Raw genomic sequence first — 17,457 nt, forward strand, 5'->3', positions numbered from 1 at the left:
AGCAACAGGAGGAGGCAGACGATGTCGGGACCCCGCCCCGTACGAGCCCCGCGCGGCACGGAGCTCAGCACCCTGGGATGGCAGCAGGAAGCCGCTCTGCGCATGCTGCAGAACAACCTCGACCCGGAGGTCGCGGAGCACCCCGACAAGCTCGTCGTCTACGGCGGCACCGGCAAGGCCGCCCGTGACTGGCGCTCCTTCGACGCGATGGTCCGCACGCTGAGGACCCTCAAGCAGGACGAGACCATGCTGGTCCAGTCCGGCCGACCGGTCGGCGTGATGCAGACCCACGAGTGGGCCCCGCGTGTCCTCATCGCCAACTCCAACCTCGTCGGCGACTGGGCCAACTGGGAGGAGTTCCGCCGCCTGGAGGCCCTCGGCCTGACCATGTACGGCCAGATGACCGCCGGCTCCTGGATCTACATCGGCACCCAGGGCATCCTCCAGGGCACCTACGAGACCTTCGCCGCCGTCGCCGCGAAGAAGTTCGACGGCACCCTGGCCGGGACGATCACCCTCACCGCCGGCCTCGGCGGCATGGGCGGCGCCCAGCCCCTCGCCGTCACCATGAACGACGGCGTCGCGATCTGTATCGACTGCGACCCGCGCGCCATCGACCGCCGCATCGAGCACCGCTACCTCGACGTCAAGGCCGACTCCCTCGACCACGCGCTCCAGCTGGCCGTCGAGGCGCGCGACGCCCGCCGCCCGCTGTCCATCGGCGTCCTCGGCAACGCGGCCGACCTCGTCCCGCAGTTGCTCGCGATGAACGCCCCCATCGACATCGTCACCGACCAGACCTCCGCCCACGACCCCCTGTCCTACCTGCCGGTCGGCGTGGACTTCGAGGACATGGCGTCCGAGGCGGCCAAGGACCCGGCCGGCTTCACCACGCGCGCGCGTGAGTCCATGGCCAAGCACGTCGAGGCGATGGTCGGCTTCATGGACGCCGGCGCCGAGGTCTTCGACTACGGCAACTCCATCCGCGGCGAGGCCCAACTGGCGGGCTACAGCCGGGCGTTCGCCTTCCCCGGCTTCGTCCCCGCCTACATCCGCCCGCTGTTCTGCGAGGGCAAGGGCCCCTTCCGCTGGGCGGCCCTGTCCGGTGACCCCGCCGACATCGCCAAGACCGACAAGGCGATGCTGGAGCTGTTCCCGGAGAACGAGTCCCTGGCCCGCTGGATCAAGATGGCCGGCGAGCGCGTCCACTTCCAGGGCCTGCCCGCGCGCATCTGCTGGCTCGGCTACGGCGAGCGGGACAAGGCCGGCGAGCGCTTCAACGACATGGTGGCCTCCGGCGAGCTCGCCGCTCCGCTGGCGATCGGCCGCGACCACCTGGACTGCGGGTCGGTGGCCTCGCCGTACCGGGAGACCGAGGCCATGCTCGACGGGTCCGACGCGATCGCCGACTGGCCGCTGCTGAACGCCATGGTGAACGTGGCCTCCGGTGCGTCGTGGGTGTCCATTCACCACGGTGGTGGCGTGGGGATGGGGCGGTCCATTCACGCCGGGCAGGTGACGGTGGCCGACGGCACGAAGCTGGGCGGCGAGAAGATCCGGCGCGTTCTCACCAACGACCCGGGCATGGGTGTCATCCGGCATGTGGACGCCGGGTACGACATCGCGGAGTCGGTTGCGCAGGAGCGCGGGGTGCGGGTGCCGATGCGTGAGGGTGACGGCGCGTGACGGAGGTTCAGGGCGGGCACGGCAACTCTCTGGCGGGGGACGAGGTCTCGTCGCCGGGTGCGGGTTCGGCTGTGCCCACCGGTTCCGCCCTGCGGAACGCCTGCCCACAGCCTGGACGGCCTGAACGCGGTGCCTCCTTCCACGAGATGTGGCGCGAGCTGCTCCCCATCGGCCGTCACCCCGACTCCGGTGGCTACCGGCGTTACGCCTGGACCGGGGCCGATGCCGACTGCCGGGCCTGGTTCAGGCAGCAGGCCGAGGACCGGGGGCTGGCCTACGAGGTCGACCGGAACGGGAACCAGTGGGCCTGGCTCGGGGATCCGGCGGCCGGGGACGCCGTGGTCACCGGGTCGCATCTGGACTCCGTGCCGGACGGCGGGGCCTTCGACGGGCCCCTCGGGGTCGTGTCCTCCTTCGCCGCCCTGGACGAGCTGCGCGGGAGGGGAGTGCGGTTCGCCAGGCCCCTGGCCATCGTCAACTTCGGGGACGAGGAAGGGGCCCGGTTCGGGCTAGCCTGTGTCGGGTCGCGGCTCACCGCCGGGCAGCTGACCGTCGAGCAGGCCCACCGGCTCACCGACGGGGACGGGGTCAGCCTCCCGCAGGCCATGGCGGCCGCCGGCTACGACCCCGACGCCATCGGACCCGACAAGGAACGCCTCGCCCGTATCGGTGCCTTCGTCGAGCTGCACGTCGAACAGGGCCGCGCGCTGGACCTGTCCGGCGACCGGGTCGGCATCGCCAGTGCCATCTGGCCGCACGGACGCTGGAGGTTCGACTTCCGGGGCGAGGCCAACCACGCCGGGACCACCCGCTTGGCCGACCGGCGCGACCCGATGCTGTCGTACGCCGAGACCGTGCTCGCCGCCCGTCGCGAGGCCGAACTCGCCGGTGCCGTCGCCACCTTCGGGAAGATCGCCGTGGAGCCCAATGGGGTCAACGCCATCCCCTCGATGGTGCGCGGCTGGCTCGACTCCCGTGCCGCCGACCAGGACACCCTGGACACGGTGGTGGGGGGCATCGAGAAGGCGGCCCGGGAGTACGCCGACGCCCACGGCATCGGTCTCGACGTCGTACGGGAGTCGTTCACGCCCGTCGTCGAGTTCGACCACGCCCTGCGTGACGAACTCGGCCGCATCCTCGGCCGGGACACCGGCCTGAAGGTGCCCGTCCTCGGGACCGGGGCCGGACACGACGCCGGAATCCTCTCCGGCAGCATTCCGACCGCCATGCTGTTCGTGCGCAACCCCACCGGTGTCTCGCACTCCCCGGCCGAGTTCGCCGCCGAGGACGACTGTGTGGCCGGGGTACGTGCGCTCGCCGACGTACTGGAAGGGCTGGCCTGCAGGTGACCAAGCGGACCTACTGGTTGGAGCACGCCTGGCTCGGCACGAACGTCGAGCCGGGGGTCGTCGTCGAGACCGAGGGCGAGCGGATCGGTGCCGTGCGCACCGGGGCGCCCACCCCGCCGCCCGGCGCCGAGGTGCTGCGCGGGCTCACCCTGCCGGGGCTCGCCAACGCCCACAGCCACGCCTTCCACCGGGCCCTGCGCGGCACCGTCCAGGTCGGCAGCGGCACCTTCTGGACCTGGCGCGAGGTGATGTACTCCGTCGCCGACCGTCTGACCCCGGAGAGCTACCACGCCCTGGCACGCGCGGTGTACGCCGAGATGGCCCTGGCCGGCATCACCTGTGTCGGCGAGTTCCACTATGTGCACCACGCGCCCGGGGGCACCCCCTACGCCGACCCCAACGCCATGGGCGAGGCGCTCATCGACGCCGCCGCCGAGGCCGGTATCCGGATCACCCTCCTCGACACCTGTTACCTGTCCTCCGGCTTCGGCGAGGCACCCGACCAGCACCAGCTGCGGTTCTCCGACGGCAGCGCGGAGGCCTGGGCCGCACGCTGTGCAGTTCTCAAGGAGCGGGATCACGCGCGGATCGGGGCGGCGATTCACTCCGTACGGGCCGTGCCGGCCGGGGAGTTGGCGACCGTGGCCCGGTGGGCGGAGCAGCGGCGGGCGCCGCTGCATGTGCACCTGTCGGAGCAGACCGCCGAGAACGCCGCCTGCCAGGCGGCTCATGGCCGTACGCCCACCCGGCTGCTCGCCGACCACGGCGTGCTCGGGCCGCACACCACCGGCGTGCACAACACCCACCTCACGGACGAGGACATCGCCCTGCTCGGCGGCTCCGGCACCGGCACCTGCATGTGCCCGACCACCGAGCGCGACCTGGCCGACGGCATCGGTCCGGCCGTCGCCCTGCAGCGGGCCGGCTCACCGCTCTCCCTCGGCTCCGACAGCCACGCCGTCATCGACCTGCTCGAAGAGGCACGCGCGATGGAGCTGAACGAGCGGCTGCGCACCCGCACCCGCGGTCACTGGACGGCGAACGCCCTGCTGCGGGCCGCCACCGCCGACGGCCACGCCGCCCTCGGCTGGGACGAGGCCGGCACCCTGGAGCCCGGCGCCCTCGCCGACTTCACCACCATCGCCCTCGACTCGGTCAGGACAGCCGGGCCGCTGCCCAGGCTGGGCGCCGAGACGGCCGTATTCGCGGCGGGCGCCGCGGACGTACGGCATACGGTCGTGGGTGGCCGGCATGTCGTACGCGACGGGGCGCACACGCTCGTACCCGACGTGCCGCAGGCGCTGTCCGCCGCCGTCGAAGCCCTCCGCGGCTGAACCCCATCGCCCCCCACAAGGACGAGACCATGAGCAGCAGCACCGTCATCACCAACATCGCCACGCTGGTCACCAACGACCCCTCCCTCGGTGACGGATCCCCCCTGGGCCTGATCCAGGACGCGGCCGTCGTCATCGACGGCGACCGCGTCGCGTGGACCGGTGAATCCAGCAAAGCACCCACCACTGACAATCGGGTCGACGCGGGCGGCCGGGCGGTGCTGCCGGGCTTCGTGGACTCCCACTCCCACCTGGTCTTCGCCGGCGACCGCACCCAGGAGTTCAACGCCCGTATGTCCGGCCGCTCCTACACGGCGGGCGGCATCCGCACCACGGTCGCCGCCACCCGGGCCGCGAGCGACGCGGAACTGGAGGCGAACCTCACCCGTTACCTCGACGAGGCCCTCCGCCAGGGCACGACGACGTTCGAGACCAAGTCGGGCTACGGCCTGACCGTTGAGGACGAATCCCGCGCCCTGCGCCTCGCGGCCAAGCACACCGACGAGGTGACGTACCTCGGCGCGCACATCGTCTCCCCCGACTACGCCGACGACCCGGCCGCCTATGTCGCCCTGGTCACCGGCGAGATGCTGGACGCCTGCGTGCCGCACGCCCGCTGGATCGACGTGTTCTGCGAGAAGGGCGCCTTCGACGGCGACCAGGCCCGCGCGATCCTCACCGCCGGCAAGGCGAAGGGTCTGCACCCGCGCATCCACGCCAACCAGCTCTCCTACGGCCCCGGTGTCCAACTCGCCGTCGAACTCGACGCGGCCAGCGCCGACCACTGCACCCACCTGACGGACGCGGACGTCGACGCCCTGGCGAACGGCGACACGGTCGCCACCCTGCTCCCCGGCGCCGAGTTCTCCACCCGGGCCGAGTGGCCGGACGCCCGCCGGCTGCTGGACGCGGGCGTCACCGTCGCCCTGTCCACGGACTGCAACCCGGGCTCGTCCTTCACCTCGTCGGTGCCGTTCTGCATCGCGCTCGCCGTCCGCGACATGCGGATGACCCCTGACGAGGCCGTCTGGTCCGCCACGGCAGGCGGCGCGGCAGCCCTCCGCCGCACCGACATCGGCCGCCTCACCCCTGGCGCCCGCGCCGACCTCACCCTCCTGGACGCCCCCAGCCACGTCCACCTGGCCTACCGGCCGGGCGTGCCGATGGTCAGCGGTGTGTGGCGCAGGGGCGTACGGGTCGTCTGAGCGGGCGCCGGCAGTACGGGAAGGTCGGTCCATCGGTCACGGCGGGCCGCGGTGACGCTCACGGGCACTCCCGAAGGCGGACCTGAAGACGGACCTGAAGACAGAGAGGGAAGCAGGTCACCGGGCCCGGTCAGCGTAGTCGTCGTAGTCGTCGGCGGGTGGGTGCCCGAGTCGCCGTACACCCCGCTCTCGATGCCACCGCCCAGCGGATCGCGGTGTCCCGAGTGACCTGATCAGCCTGCCCCCGCCCGCCACCGCTGCGCCCGGCTGCCGTCCAACGGCTGCAGCGACACCCCGTACCGCCCGTCCGGTGTCACCGCCGTCTCGATGGCGATGTCCGGGCGGATCGTGCCGTCGGGGCCGATGGTGAAGCGGACGTTCTCGCCGTTGTCGCCGTAGACCGAGTCGCACTCCCAGATGCCGACACCCCGGTCGGTCGAGCCCCGGCTGTCCAGGCAGAAGCGGTCGTCGGCTCCCGAGCGCAGCACGCCCAGGTAGGTGTCGAACCTCCAGCGCTGGGTGTCGGCGGAGGAGCAGGGGGCCGTGACGACGTCGTTGCCCGGCGACAGATCGCCGTCGCGGATGTCCAGGCAGCGGCCCGTCGCCAGGTTCACCACCTGGGCGAAGGAGGTGCCGGGCGGCGCGAACGAGGGCGTCGGTTCGGGCGTGGGCCTCCGGGTGTGCGGCGGGTGCGTGCTCGGGCGGGCCGAAGCCGGCGTGGGGGAGGGCGAGTTCGACGGGGACTTGGTGGGGGAGGGCGTCGGCGACGGCGACGGGGTGACCGAGACCGTGGCCGTCACCGTCACCGGCGGCGGCGTGGGTGTCGCGGCCGTCGGCTGCTGGTCGTCGGGGTGTGCCGGGGTGAGCAGGAACACCAGGAGCGGGGTCAGGGCCACGCCGAGGGCCGCCGAGGCCAGCAGGACGGGGCGCCGGGGCGGCCAGGCCGTCCGGGCGGCCGGGGGAGCGGGGGCGGCCGCCGGCTCCTCGCCGCGGAGGTACGCCGCTCCGTTCCACGGCAGCAGTCCCTCCGCCAGCGTCTGCCGGGGCGTGTCCCGCAGGGCCCGCAGTTCCTCGAACGCGGCCGTGCAGTGCGGGCAGTGGGCCATGTGGGCGTCCAGGTCGGCGCTGTAGCGCGGGCCGTCCGGCCGTACCGCCTCCTCGATCAGCCGGCGGAAGTCGGCGCACCGGGGGTCTTCGGACGCGGCGAGACGCTCGCGGAGGCAGGCCTGGGCCAGCGCCTTGAGGGCCTGCGGGGTGCCGTAGGCCACGTCCGCCCGGCTCAGGCCGAGGAAGGCGGCGGTCCGTTCCTGCGGCTCCTCCTCCACCACGCCGTACCAGATCAGGCCCTGGGCGCGGGACGGCAGCGAGCGGAATGCCGGGAGGAGGGGCGGGGTGGGGCCGTCGGGCAGGCCGGACGCGTTCAGTACGAGCAGCATGCCGGGGTCGACCCCTGCCGAGCGCTCGTCGTGTGCCCAGCCGGCGGCCAGCCGGACGGCCAGCAGCAGGAGCCGGTGGCGCAGCGGGACGGCCGGGTCGACGCCCCGGGCCGTCTCGCGGGCCGCCGTGGTGAGGGCCTCGGCCGCCAGCCGGCGGGCGGCGGACTCGCTCGCGGCGCACAGCCGGGCGTAGGCCAGGACCGCCGGGTGGTGCCGGCGGCGCAGTTCCTGCAGGGCCGGGTACGCCGTCGCCGTGGGGGAGCGCAGCAATTCGGCCAGCCGGGCGTCCGGCGCGTCCTCGTACTCCGTGCCCGCCCCGGTCCCGCCCGTTTCGGCCTCGTCCCCCTGGGACATGTGTTCCGCCTCCTCGCACCACCGGCGACCGCGGCGTTGCGGTCCCGGCCTGACGTACTAGCCAGTACGGGGGGTCATAGTGGTCCCAGGTGATGGCCGGGAAAAGAGGTTTCCGCCGGTAACCGCATAACGGTTGAGATGACAGGGCCAGTTGACCAAAAGGTCCGCCAAGTACCCGGGAATGGCGGGCGGAATCGCGGATACCCGTGCCACTCGGAGAAGTGGGCTGGGCGGACGCGCCGCAGCGGCCCGGCATCGGGGGCCGGGCCGCTGCGAAGGCGTCACAGCAGTGGGGACGCGGAGGTCACTCCTCGATCGTCAGACCCTTGCGCAGCCGTACCAGCGTGCGCGAGAGCAGGCGGGAGACGTGCATCTGGGAGATGCCGAGTTCCTCGCCGATCTCCGACTGGGTCATGTTCGCCACGAACCGCAGGGAGAGGATCTTCCGGTCCCGGGGCGGGAGTTCGGCGATCAGGGGCTTGAGCGACTCGATGTACTCGATGCCCTCGAGGCCGTGGTCCTCGTACCCGATGCGGTCCGCCAGCGCACCCTCGGTCTCGTCCTCCTCGGGCTGGGCGTCCAGCGAGGAGGCGGTGTAGGCGTTCGAGGCGGCCATGCCCTCGACGACCTCGTCGTTGGAGATGCCGAGCTTCTCGGCCAGCTCAGGGACGGTCGGGGCGCGGTCCAGCCGCTGGGCCAGCTCGTCCCCGGCCTTGGCCAGGTCCAGGCGCAGCTCCTGCAGCCTGCGCGGCACGCGCACGGACCACGAGGTGTCCCGGAAGAACCGCTTGATCTCGCCGATGATGGTCGGCATCGCGAAGGTCGGGAATTCGACCCCGCGCGCGAGTTCGAAGCGGTCGATCGCCTTGATCAGGCCGATGGTGCCGACCTGGATGATGTCCTCCATCGGCTCGCTGCGGGAGCGAAAACGGGAGGCGGCGAACTTGACGAGCGCGAGGTTCAGCTCGACGAGCGTGTTGCGGACGTACGAGTACTCGTACGTCCCTTCCTCCAGCGATTCGAGGCGCTCGAAGAGGGTTTTGGACAAGGCCCGCGCATCGACCGGGCCGATCTCGTCGTACGGGGGGATCTCCGGGAGTCCCTCGACGGGGTCGAGGGGATCGATGGCATGATCCAGTTGTTCCGGTGGGGGTGTCGACGTCGCGATCGGGGTATGCGGTGTATGCGATGCGTCGAGCCGGGGTGACATGGGTGTCCTCCATCGTTCTCGGCATATGGCTGCCGAAGCCAGTGCGTGCACTGCGGTGTGCGGCGCCTCCGAAGCCGGCGTGTAGGGGCAGGTGTCTTTACTAGCCCTACCCGCTCCACCAGGACGATCGCAAGTGCGTTCTGTTCGGGTATGTCCGATTCTGAGAGGTTCTTCGGGTGCCGGAGTGCGCGTGGAGGGCGTAATGTTCGAGGGCATCAGCGTCCACGACCTCGGGAGAGAGACGGCATGGACCACGGGACGGTCGGCAGCGCACAGTCGGGCCGGCTTCTGGTGGAGGTGCGTGAAGAGGGCTCCAGCGCCGTTGTGACACCGGCGGGTGAGCTCGATCACCACACCGCCGATCTTCTGCGCGAGCCCCTCGACGACCTCCTGGCCAAGGGCTTCTCGCGCCTCGTCGTGGACTGCACACGCCTGGAGTTCTGCGACTCCACGGGGCTGAACGTGCTGCTCGGCACCCGGCTGAAGGCGGAGGCCGCCGGAGGCGGGGTCCACCTGGCCGGAATGCAGCCGGTGGTCGCCCGTGTGTTCGAGATCACGGGGGCCGAGGCGGTCTTCACCGTGCACGACTCCGTGGCGTCGGCCCTGGCCGACGGCGCCGACTGAGCCCGCCCTCCTCACCCTCCCGTATGCCCCCGGCCGCCGGGGTCCGTCTCCGTCACGCCGAAATCAGGGGTGTTGTGCCGGATCGGTCGGGCAGGAGAGGGCAGGAGGAGCGGGACACACCCTGACGGCCGCCGGCCCGGACAGCCCCGGGACCGGCGCAAGGAATGGACGGGACATACGTACGACGGACGGGCGAGCAGGACACCCCGCGCGGATGGCGGGCGGGCGACGTATGCAGCGGCCGGCACGAACCGGTGTCGGCCTTTTGAAATCGTGATCTGGTGAATCGGTGAGGTGAAGCGCTGATGACCACCCGGCCTTACCCGCCGGGCGACCGCGGCCCGGAGCCCAGCGGCGCTTCCGGGGCGTCCGAGGGGGGCACACCGGCCGCCGAGGTGCCCACGGGGGCAGCCGCGCCGTCCGTGCCGTCCGGGTCCGCCGACGGCACTCGGGGCACCGGCGCCCCACAGGTCCGCAGGATCGGTCTGCGGGGCGAGAGCGGGGTCGTCCCGCTCGCCCGTGACTTCGCCCGCCAGGCGCTGTACGCATGGGGCTGGCTGCCCGCCGCCGGCGCCGACCAGCGGGCCGCGGCCGAGGACGTGCTGCTCGTCGTCTCCGAGCTGGTCACCAACGCCTGCCTGCACGCCGAAGGGCCGGACGAACTGCTCCTGGCCTGCGACAGCAAGGTGATCCGGGTCGAGGTCTCGGACCGCGGCACCGGCCAGCCGGCCCCCCGCACCCCGCACCGCGCCGGCCGCCCCGGCGGCCACGGCATGTTCATCGTGCAGCGGCTCTGCCTGGACTGGGGCGTCGTCCGCACCGCGGGCCGACCGGGCAAGACGGTGTGGGCGGAACTGGGCGGCACGGCCTGAGCGCTCCGCTTCGGGGTCCGTGGCAGCTCGCGTTCGGTCGGGCGGTACGCGCCTCGGTGTGAGGGCTCTGCTTCGCTCGGGCGTACGTGCCCCGGTGTGAGGCCTCTGCTTCGGGCGGGCGGTACGCGCCTCAGTGTGAGCGCCCCTCTTCGGCGTCCGCGGAAATTCGGTTTCCGTCGGCTGCGGCGCTTCCTGCGCTGGGCGCAACGCGCTGACGGAGACAAGTAGCCCGGGGCTCAGCGAGCCGAGAGAGCCGCCGCCCGCTGTGAAGGCGGCCTCGCACCCCGGTGTGAATCCCCTCCTGAGTGCGGGGAGGAAATGCCCCGCCGGCCGGCTCCCGTCACCGGGCCCGACGAGGCCGTCGTACGACGGCGAAGCTGGGGTCTGCCGGAGGTACTGCGCAGGCCGTAGACCCACCCCGGGTCGCCGGGCCCACCCTCCACTTCAGCCACGCGTCACATACGCCGGATCGCCACAACTCCGGCGTGTGATGCGTCTTCCCTCCTCACGGTGCCGGGCGTACCTTGACGGCCCAATCTGATGTGCCGTCAGGAAATGCCCGTCGGAATGAATCCGGAACGAATGGGGTGGACCGACCGTGTCGTACCCGAAACGAACCGCCGCGCTCGCGTCCGCCGCGGCCCTGGCCGGCTCGGCGGTGCTGCTGTGCGCACCGGCCGCCCATGCCGACGTCGTCGACGTCAACTACCGCTGTCAGACACCGATCGGCGTCAAGAGCGCCGTCTCGCCCATCGACATCAAGGGCGTCAAGAGCGGCAGCGGTTACCAGATCACCATGTCCTGGCAGAAGGGCGTCTCCTCCAGCCCCGTCGAGCTGGGCAAGGGCGCGATGACCCCGAGCGCCAGTATCGAGCTGGGCGGCGCCGACAGCGGCACGCTGCCGGTCAGCGGGCCGCCCAACGCTGCCGCGATCCCCGCCAACACGCCCATCAAGATCAGCGACTTGAGCGGCACGTACACGCCGAAGAAGACCGGCAAGGTCACGTTCACGCCGGGCACGCTCGTCATCAAGGCGCTCGGTACGACGACGACCTGCGCGCCGACCAACAGTCCCAAACCCGGGCTGACACTGGACGTGACGGCGGCGGGCGGCTCCGGCTCCTCGTCCTCTTCATCCTCTTCATCCTCTTCATCCTCCTCGTCCTCGGGCGGCCAGCTCCCGCAGACCGGCCCGCAGGACTCCGCGATCGCCCTCGGCACACTCGGCGGCACGGTCCTCCTCGCCGGCGCGGCGGGCACCCTCTGGCTGACCCGACGCGGCCAGCCCACACGCCGCTGACCAGGTCCGACGCCTGCCGAAACCCGGGGCAACCGCAGAAGCAGGGGCGACTGCCGAAACCTCGGGCGACCGCTGAGTCCGGGGCACTGCTGGAGCCCCGGTGACCGCTGGAGTCCGGGCCACTGCCGAAGCCCGGGGCACCGCTGGAGCCCGGGACCGTCGCCGAGGCCAGGGCAACTACTGAAGTCCGGGCAACTGGTGAACCCCGGACCGCCGCCGAAGCCCGAGCCACTGCTGAGGCCCGAGCCACCGCCGAGCAGGCCAACCGCTGGAGCCGCCGATGCCGTCCGCCGCCCGCGCCCTGACCCTCGCGCTGAGCCGTGCTGTGCCGCGCCGCCGACGCCTGCCGCGGTTCCGTGCCCTGACCAGCGACGGGCGCCCGCCCCGGACCAGCGCGCTACTCGTCGCCGGGTTCGCGGGGCGTACCCCGCTCCCGGTCCGTGCCGTCCGGATTGTGGCCCGCATTCTGCGCGCGGCTTGCGGTGTTCTGCTCCTTCCGGCTCGCGTCGCCGTGCCTGTGGGGCGCGCCTTGCTCTCGGCCCGTGCCGTCCGGACCGTGGCCCGCCCTCTGCGCGCGGTCTGCGGTGTTCTGCTCCTCCCGGCTCGCGTCGCCTCGCCCGCGGCGCGCGCCCCGCTCCCAGCCCGCGCCGTCCTGCCCGGCGCCCTGTGTCTGTGCGCCGTGCTGGGCGCCGCGGCAAGCGCCTCCGCTGCCTCCGCCGCCCCCGCAGGGTGGTCCGTCGCGCCCGCGGGTGGTGGTCGCCCGTCCTTCTACGCCGAGGGCACGCCCGGGACGGTCCTGCAGGACACGGTGTCCGTCACCAACCCCGGGCGTGCGCCGGTCGTCGTACGGCTGTCCGGCGCCGGCCTGCGGACCGCCTTCGCCGGGAAGGCCCAGCAGGGGATACGCGTCCCGGCCCGCACCCGTGCCGAGGTGCCCTTCACGGTGACCGTGCCGGACGGGGCCGCGCCCGGCGACCGCTCCGGCGCCCTCGTCGCACGTGACACGCGGGGGCGCACGGTGACCGTCCCGATCCGGCTGCGCGTCGGCGGCCCGGCGCTCGCCGCGCTGACCGTCGAGCACCTCGCCGTGCACGCAGAGCGCATCACGTACGAGCTGGTCAATCGGGGTACGACCGTCCTTGTACCGAGGCTCGCGGTGCGCGCGGACGGTGTCTTCGGCCGGGTCCTGGACCGCGCACCGCGCACCCTCCCCGTCCACCTGCGCCCCGGCGCCCGCCTGAAACTGGCCGAGCCCTGGTCCGACCGGCCCGCACTGGACGCGGTCGACGTACGGCTGACCGTCACGGCTCCGGGCGGAGCCCACGACACGGCGACCACGTCGGCGCGGTTCGTGCCGTGGGGCGCGGTGGCAGGGACCGGCGGCGCCGCCCTCGCGGGCACGGGCGCGCTGCTCATCGCCCGCCGACGCCGTCACCGCTCGCCGTCCACCGCCCCAGCTCCCAGCGGTTCAGCCTCCAACGGCCCGACGCCCAGCGGCTCGATGCTCAGTGGCTCGGCGTCCGGTGGCTCGGCTCTCGGCGGCTCGGCGGCGCGCGGCTCGGTTCCCGTCGATCCGCTGTCCGGCACCCTGGCGGTCGGCGCCCGGGAGGCCGGTGGTCCGGCGACCTGCACCCTGGCGGCCGCCGCCCGGAAGGCCTGCGGCCCGGCGAGCGGCGCCTTGATGACGAACCGTGGTGGCTCGGCGTCCGGCGGCCCGGCCCCCGGCGGCCCGGCGTCGCGCGGCTCGACCCCCGACGATTCCCCGCCCCACAGCCGGCCGCCCAACAGCCCGCCGACCGGGCCCCCGACGGTCGGCGCTCCGAAGGCGAGCGGTCTGACGAGAGGCAGCCCGCCGGCCGGTGTCTCGAAGGCCGGCAGCCCGACGAGCGGCAGCCCGATGAGCGGCAGCCCGACGAGTGGCAGTCCGCCGGCCGGCACCCGGAAGGCCAACCGCCCGGCAGTCGACGTGCAGGTCTCCGGGGGCCCACTCGGCGCTGACGGTCGCCAAGCCCCCCGCGCGGGCGGCGAGTTGACGGAAGGCGGCGTGGTGAAGTGAGCGGGAAGAGGAGGATTCTGCGGCTGTCGGCCATGGCGGCGGCGGTGCTCGTGCTGTTCATGGTGCCGTTCAGCGGGGCGGCGTCCGGCGCGGACGGGCCCGTCGTGAAGCTCTCGGAGACCCAGGCCGGTACCGGGGGTTCGGTCACCGTCAGTGGGACCGGCTGGCGGTCCCGCACCCTGCTGATGCTGCTGGTGTGTGGGCGGGCCACACCGGCCCGGGGTGTCATCGGCGGCACCAACTCCTGTGCCAACGGCGACGGCCGGGCCGTGACCACCGACGCGCAGGGCGCCTTCAGCCGGAGACTCCCGGTCGCCGAACCGCCCGTACCCTGCCCCTGCGTGGTGCACGTGGCCACCGTCACCGGCGCCAGGGCGGAGGCGGATGCCGTCCTCCAGGTCGCCGGGCATCCCGTGGCCCCGCTGCCCGCCGGGCAGTCCATGGGGCGGCTGGCGATTCTCTCCGACACGCGGCTGACCGGGTCGAGCGGAGTGCTCACCTGGTTCGGGGCGCCGCCGAGCCGCACCCTTGTCTTCACCGTCGGCAACACCGGCACCAGCACGATCAAGGACCCCGTCTTCCAAGTCGGCTCCGCGCACGGCGTCTTCGCCCCGCAGTGGGACGACCGGCAGTGGCAGGGCACCCTGGCGCCCGGCAAGAAGGCCGAGGTCAGGCTGCCGGTCGAGCTGTCCGCCGGGGCGCACGGCGACTACACCGTCTCCCTGAAGTACGACGGCAAGATCCTCGCCGCCCAGCCGTGGGGCGTGGGCCGCCCCTGGGGCGTGACGCTGTTCTGGATCCTGCTCTGTGTGGTGGTCCCGGCCGCACTGTTCCGTATCGGCATGGCCGTGGTGGACCGGGTACGGCCGCGCCGCCCGGGTAGCCCCCGCCTCACCCGCGCCCTGCGCCTGCCCCGGCTGCCAAACCCGCGCGGCCGTACCACCGAACCGGCCCCCACGAACCCGGCCCTGCCGTGGTTCGCCCCGGACTCCGTCCCGGGCGACCCGGCCGGCCGGCTCTCCGCACCGCACACCGACAGCCCGACGAGTCCTACGACTCCCACCAGGAAGGGACGAACGTGAGCATCCGAAGGAGAGGTACGGCAGCCGGTGCCGCGCTGGCGCTGAGCGGTGCGGGTGTCCTGCTGGGCCTGGCCGCGGCGCCCGCGCAGGCGGCCGAGGTGTCGTTCGCCACCCACTGTGTGCCGCCCGCGGGCATCAGCCCCGTCGACGGCACCACAAAAGTCGAGATCACCGCCCCGGCCACCGCGAAGGTCGGCGACACGGTGGACGTGGTGTGGAAGTTCGTCCAGGCCGCGTCCAAGAACCCCGACATCATCGACCTGCCGGCGAACTCGGTCCAGCCGTCCGGCGTGCTCAAGGCGGCCGGCGCGCAGGTCGCCGACATCGCGATGCAGGGGCCGCGGCAGAACCCGGCGATCCCCAAGGGCGGCGCCATGGTGCTGTCCGACATGAAGGGCAGCATCAAGCTGACCTCGGCCGGCGAGGTGACGCTGACCCCGGACGCCTACACCGTCAACGCGATGTCGACGGACACCAAGTGCACACCGAAGGAGACCGTGCAGAAGGCGGCGACCATCCAGGTGACGGGTGGTGGCGGCGGAACGTCCAGCGCGACCCCGACCCAGTCCACGACACCCACCCGGTCGGCCACCCCGACGAGTACGGCCACCCCCACGGCGACCGGCGGCAGCGGCCAGACCGACTTCACCGGCAAGGAGGTGCAGATCCCCTACGCCTGCAAGACCCCGATCGGCGACAAGAACGCGACCTCGCCGGTGCAGATCAACGCCAGGAAGAACAGCGGGAACTTCGACCTCACCGTGCAGTTCAAGAAGTCGGTGATGAACAGCCCCGCCGACATCCCGAAGAACTCCGTGAAGCCGTCCATGGAGGTGCTGCTGGGCGGCGCCGACAAGGGCACGGTGCATGTGGAGGGGCCGACCAACGCCAACCCCATCAAGTCCGGCGACCCGATCGACATCCCGGACCTCACCGGCACCTACAAGCCCGGCGCGAGCGGCACCTCGACGCTGTCCCCGGGTGTCCTGACGGTCAAGGCGCTCGGTACGACCACGACGTGCACACCGACCAGGACCGAGGTCTCGCTCACCCTGGACACCAGCCGGCAGCCGGGCGGCACCTCGGGCGGCACGTCCACCTCCGGCGGCTCGACCGGCGGCACCGGCGGCAGTGGCACCTCCGGCTCCGGCGGCCTGGCCCAGACCGGCGCGAGCGACCACGGCGCCCTGAAGGCCCTCGGCCTGGTGGCGGGCACGGCGATCCTGCTGGGCGGCGCGGTGTTCACGTTCATGCCGAAACGAAGGGCCCGCTGACCCTTCTGACATGAAAGAGGGCCGCCGCACCCACCGGGATGCGGCGGCCCTCTCTCGGCCGGGTCCGAACGACTAGTGCACGTCGCCCATCAGCTTGTTGACCTTCCTGCGGTACATCCACACCGCTCCACCGGCGAGCACGGCGAGGACGGCCTCCAGGGCGACGAAGCCCATCTTGTCGAGGTTGACGCCGCCGATGGCCGGGTTGGACACCAGCGCGGTGATCGAGTCGCCCGCGGTGACCGCGAGGAACCACACGCCCATCATCTGCGAGGCGTACTTCTTCGGCGCCATCTTCGTCGTCACCGACAGACCCACCGGCGACAGCGTCAGCTCACCGACGGTCTGCACGAAGTAGATCGCGACCAGCCACATCGCCGCGGCCTTGTGACCGCCCTCGGCGATCGACAGCGGGGCGAGGAAGAGGAAGAAGGACGCGCCGATCAGCACCAGGCCGGAGGCGAACTTCACGATCGTGCTCGGCTCCTTGCCGCGCCGGTTCAGCCACAGCCACAGCCAGGCGAAGACGGGCGCCAGGGCCATGATCATGACCGGGTTGACCGACTGGTACCAGGAGACCGGGAACGTCCAGCCGGCGATCGAGTTCTTGGCCGAGCCGTCCGCGAAGAGCGACAGGGTCGAACCACCCTGGTCGTAGATCATCCAGAAGACGGCGGCGGCGACGAAGAACCAGACGTACGCCGACACCTTCGACTTCTCGCCCGCGTCCAGGTCCTTGTCCCGGCGGATACGGGCGATGACCAGGATCGGCACGATCAGACCGACGAGGGTGAGCGGGATCAGCGCCCAGTTCAGGGTGAAGTGACCGGTGCCGCCGACGACGCCGTAGAAGACCGCGGCGATGGCGAGCCAGGTCAGGCCCTTGCGCAGGGTGGCGGACTTCTCCGCGGGGGTCAGCGGGGTCGGGACCTCGCTGCTCTTCGGGTTCAGGTGGCGGCCGCCGAGCAGGTACTGGGCCAGGCCCAGCGCCATGCCGAGCGCGGCGAGCGCGAAGCCCAGGTGCCAGTTGACGTTCTCACCGACGGTGCCGATGACCAGCGGGGCGGCGAAGGCACCGAGGTTGATGCCGATGTAGAAGAGGGTGAAGCCACCGTCCCGGCGCGGGTCGTCCGGGCCCTTGTAGAGGTGGCCGACCATCGTGGAGATGTTGGCCTTCAGCAGACCCGAACCGATGGCGACGAGACCCAGGCCGACGAAGAAGCTGGCGGCCACGGGCAGCGCGAGGCACAGGTGGCCGAGCATGATGATGATGCCCGCGACGGCGACCGTCTTGCGGGGGCCGAGGAAGCGGTCCGCGACCCAGCCGCCGGGCAGGGCGAGCAGGTACACGAGCGACACGTACACCGAGTAGATCGCGGTGGCCGTGCCCGCGCTCATGTGCAGGCCGCCCGGGGCCACCAGGTACAGCGGGAGCAGAGCCCTCATGCCGTAGTAGGAGAATCGCTCCCACATCTCGGTCATGAAGAGAGTGGCCAGGCCGCGGGGGTGGCCGAAGAAGGTCTTCTCGGCACCGGGGGTGCCCGGGCGGACCGAGTCCTTCGTCAGGCTGGACGCCATGGTCGTTCCTTGCTGGTCGGGACGCGCTTTGTGGAGCGCTGCGCGCCCGGTGGGGGTGCGGCCGGCACCGGCAGGGTCGGTCGTCCACCCCCAACGC

Annotated in this window: 13 protein-coding genes; 10 read left to right on the top strand and 3 right to left on the bottom strand. The window is 72.4% G+C overall.

Annotated elements, in window-relative coordinates:
* Positions 1–21 precede the first annotated feature (21 nt).
* From hutU to hutI, 4 genes are all read left to right on the top strand, one after another.
* Positions 22–1,686, top strand: a complete 1,665-nt coding sequence (gene hutU / locus BFF78_RS24995; RefSeq protein ID WP_069780443.1) for a urocanate hydratase — start codon at positions 22–24, stop codon at positions 1,684–1,686.
* Positions 1,687–1,832: 146 nt separating this feature from the next.
* Positions 1,833–3,035: an allantoate amidohydrolase gene (locus tag BFF78_RS25000; RefSeq protein ID WP_099054925.1), complete on the top strand. Its 1,203-nt coding sequence runs from the start codon at positions 1,833–1,835 to the stop codon at positions 3,033–3,035.
* Positions 3,032–4,369 carry a formimidoylglutamate deiminase gene (locus BFF78_RS25005; RefSeq protein ID WP_069780444.1) on the top strand — a complete coding sequence of 446 codons (1,338 nt, stop codon included), beginning with the start codon at positions 3,032–3,034 and terminating at the stop codon, positions 4,367–4,369. Before BFF78_RS25000 ends, BFF78_RS25005 begins: the two co-directional genes overlap by 4 nt.
* A gap of 29 nt (positions 4,370–4,398) precedes the next feature.
* Positions 4,399–5,574: an imidazolonepropionase gene (gene hutI, locus BFF78_RS25010; protein ID WP_069780445.1), complete on the top strand. Its 1,176-nt coding sequence runs from the start codon at positions 4,399–4,401 to the stop codon at positions 5,572–5,574.
* A gap of 233 nt (positions 5,575–5,807) precedes the next feature.
* On the opposite strand, the gene BFF78_RS25015 is transcribed toward hutI, so the two are convergent.
* Positions 5,808–7,364 (bottom strand): RICIN domain-containing protein, encoded by a 1,557-nt coding sequence (locus BFF78_RS25015; RefSeq protein ID WP_069780446.1) that lies wholly within the window; start codon positions 7,362–7,364, stop codon positions 5,808–5,810.
* A gap of 304 nt (positions 7,365–7,668) precedes the next feature.
* Positions 7,669–8,574 (bottom strand): RNA polymerase sigma factor SigF, encoded by a 906-nt coding sequence (locus tag BFF78_RS25020; protein ID WP_069780447.1) that lies wholly within the window; start codon positions 8,572–8,574, stop codon positions 7,669–7,671.
* 246 nt (positions 8,575–8,820) lie between these two features.
* Between BFF78_RS25020 and BFF78_RS25025 the strand changes: the two genes are divergently transcribed.
* The 6 genes from BFF78_RS25025 (at position 8,821) to BFF78_RS25050 (ending at position 15,782) form a co-directional block, all read left to right on the top strand.
* Positions 8,821–9,198: an STAS domain-containing protein gene (locus tag BFF78_RS25025; RefSeq protein WP_069780448.1), complete on the top strand. Its 378-nt coding sequence runs from the start codon at positions 8,821–8,823 to the stop codon at positions 9,196–9,198.
* 302 nt (positions 9,199–9,500) lie between these two features.
* Positions 9,501–10,070 (top strand): ATP-binding protein, encoded by a 570-nt coding sequence (locus tag BFF78_RS25030; RefSeq protein WP_069780449.1) that lies wholly within the window; start codon positions 9,501–9,503, stop codon positions 10,068–10,070.
* Positions 10,071–10,668: 598 nt separating this feature from the next.
* Positions 10,669–11,370, top strand: coding sequence for an LPXTG cell wall anchor domain-containing protein (locus tag BFF78_RS25035; protein ID WP_069780450.1), 702 nt, complete (start codon positions 10,669–10,671; stop codon positions 11,368–11,370).
* A gap of 280 nt (positions 11,371–11,650) precedes the next feature.
* Positions 11,651–13,426: a hypothetical protein gene (locus BFF78_RS50195; RefSeq protein ID WP_069780451.1), complete on the top strand. Its 1,776-nt coding sequence runs from the start codon at positions 11,651–11,653 to the stop codon at positions 13,424–13,426.
* On the top strand, positions 13,423–14,508 hold the full coding sequence (locus BFF78_RS25045; RefSeq protein ID WP_418346685.1) for a hypothetical protein: 1,086 nt from the start codon (positions 13,423–13,425) through the stop codon (positions 14,506–14,508). The genes BFF78_RS50195 and BFF78_RS25045 overlap by 4 nt, the downstream gene beginning before the upstream one ends.
* Complete coding sequence (locus BFF78_RS25050; protein WP_069780453.1) at positions 14,505–15,782, top strand: hypothetical protein; 1,278 nt, start codon at positions 14,505–14,507, stop codon at positions 15,780–15,782. The genes BFF78_RS25045 and BFF78_RS25050 overlap by 4 nt, the downstream gene beginning before the upstream one ends.
* A 72-nt stretch (positions 15,783–15,854) precedes the next feature.
* On the opposite strand, the gene BFF78_RS25055 is transcribed toward BFF78_RS25050, so the two are convergent.
* Positions 15,855–17,360: a peptide MFS transporter gene (locus tag BFF78_RS25055; RefSeq protein ID WP_069780454.1), complete on the bottom strand. Its 1,506-nt coding sequence runs from the start codon at positions 17,358–17,360 to the stop codon at positions 15,855–15,857.
* Positions 17,361–17,457 lie beyond the last annotated feature (97 nt).

Source organism: Streptomyces fodineus (genome assembly GCF_001735805.1).
Classification (GTDB): domain Bacteria; phylum Actinomycetota; class Actinomycetes; order Streptomycetales; family Streptomycetaceae; genus Streptomyces; species Streptomyces fodineus.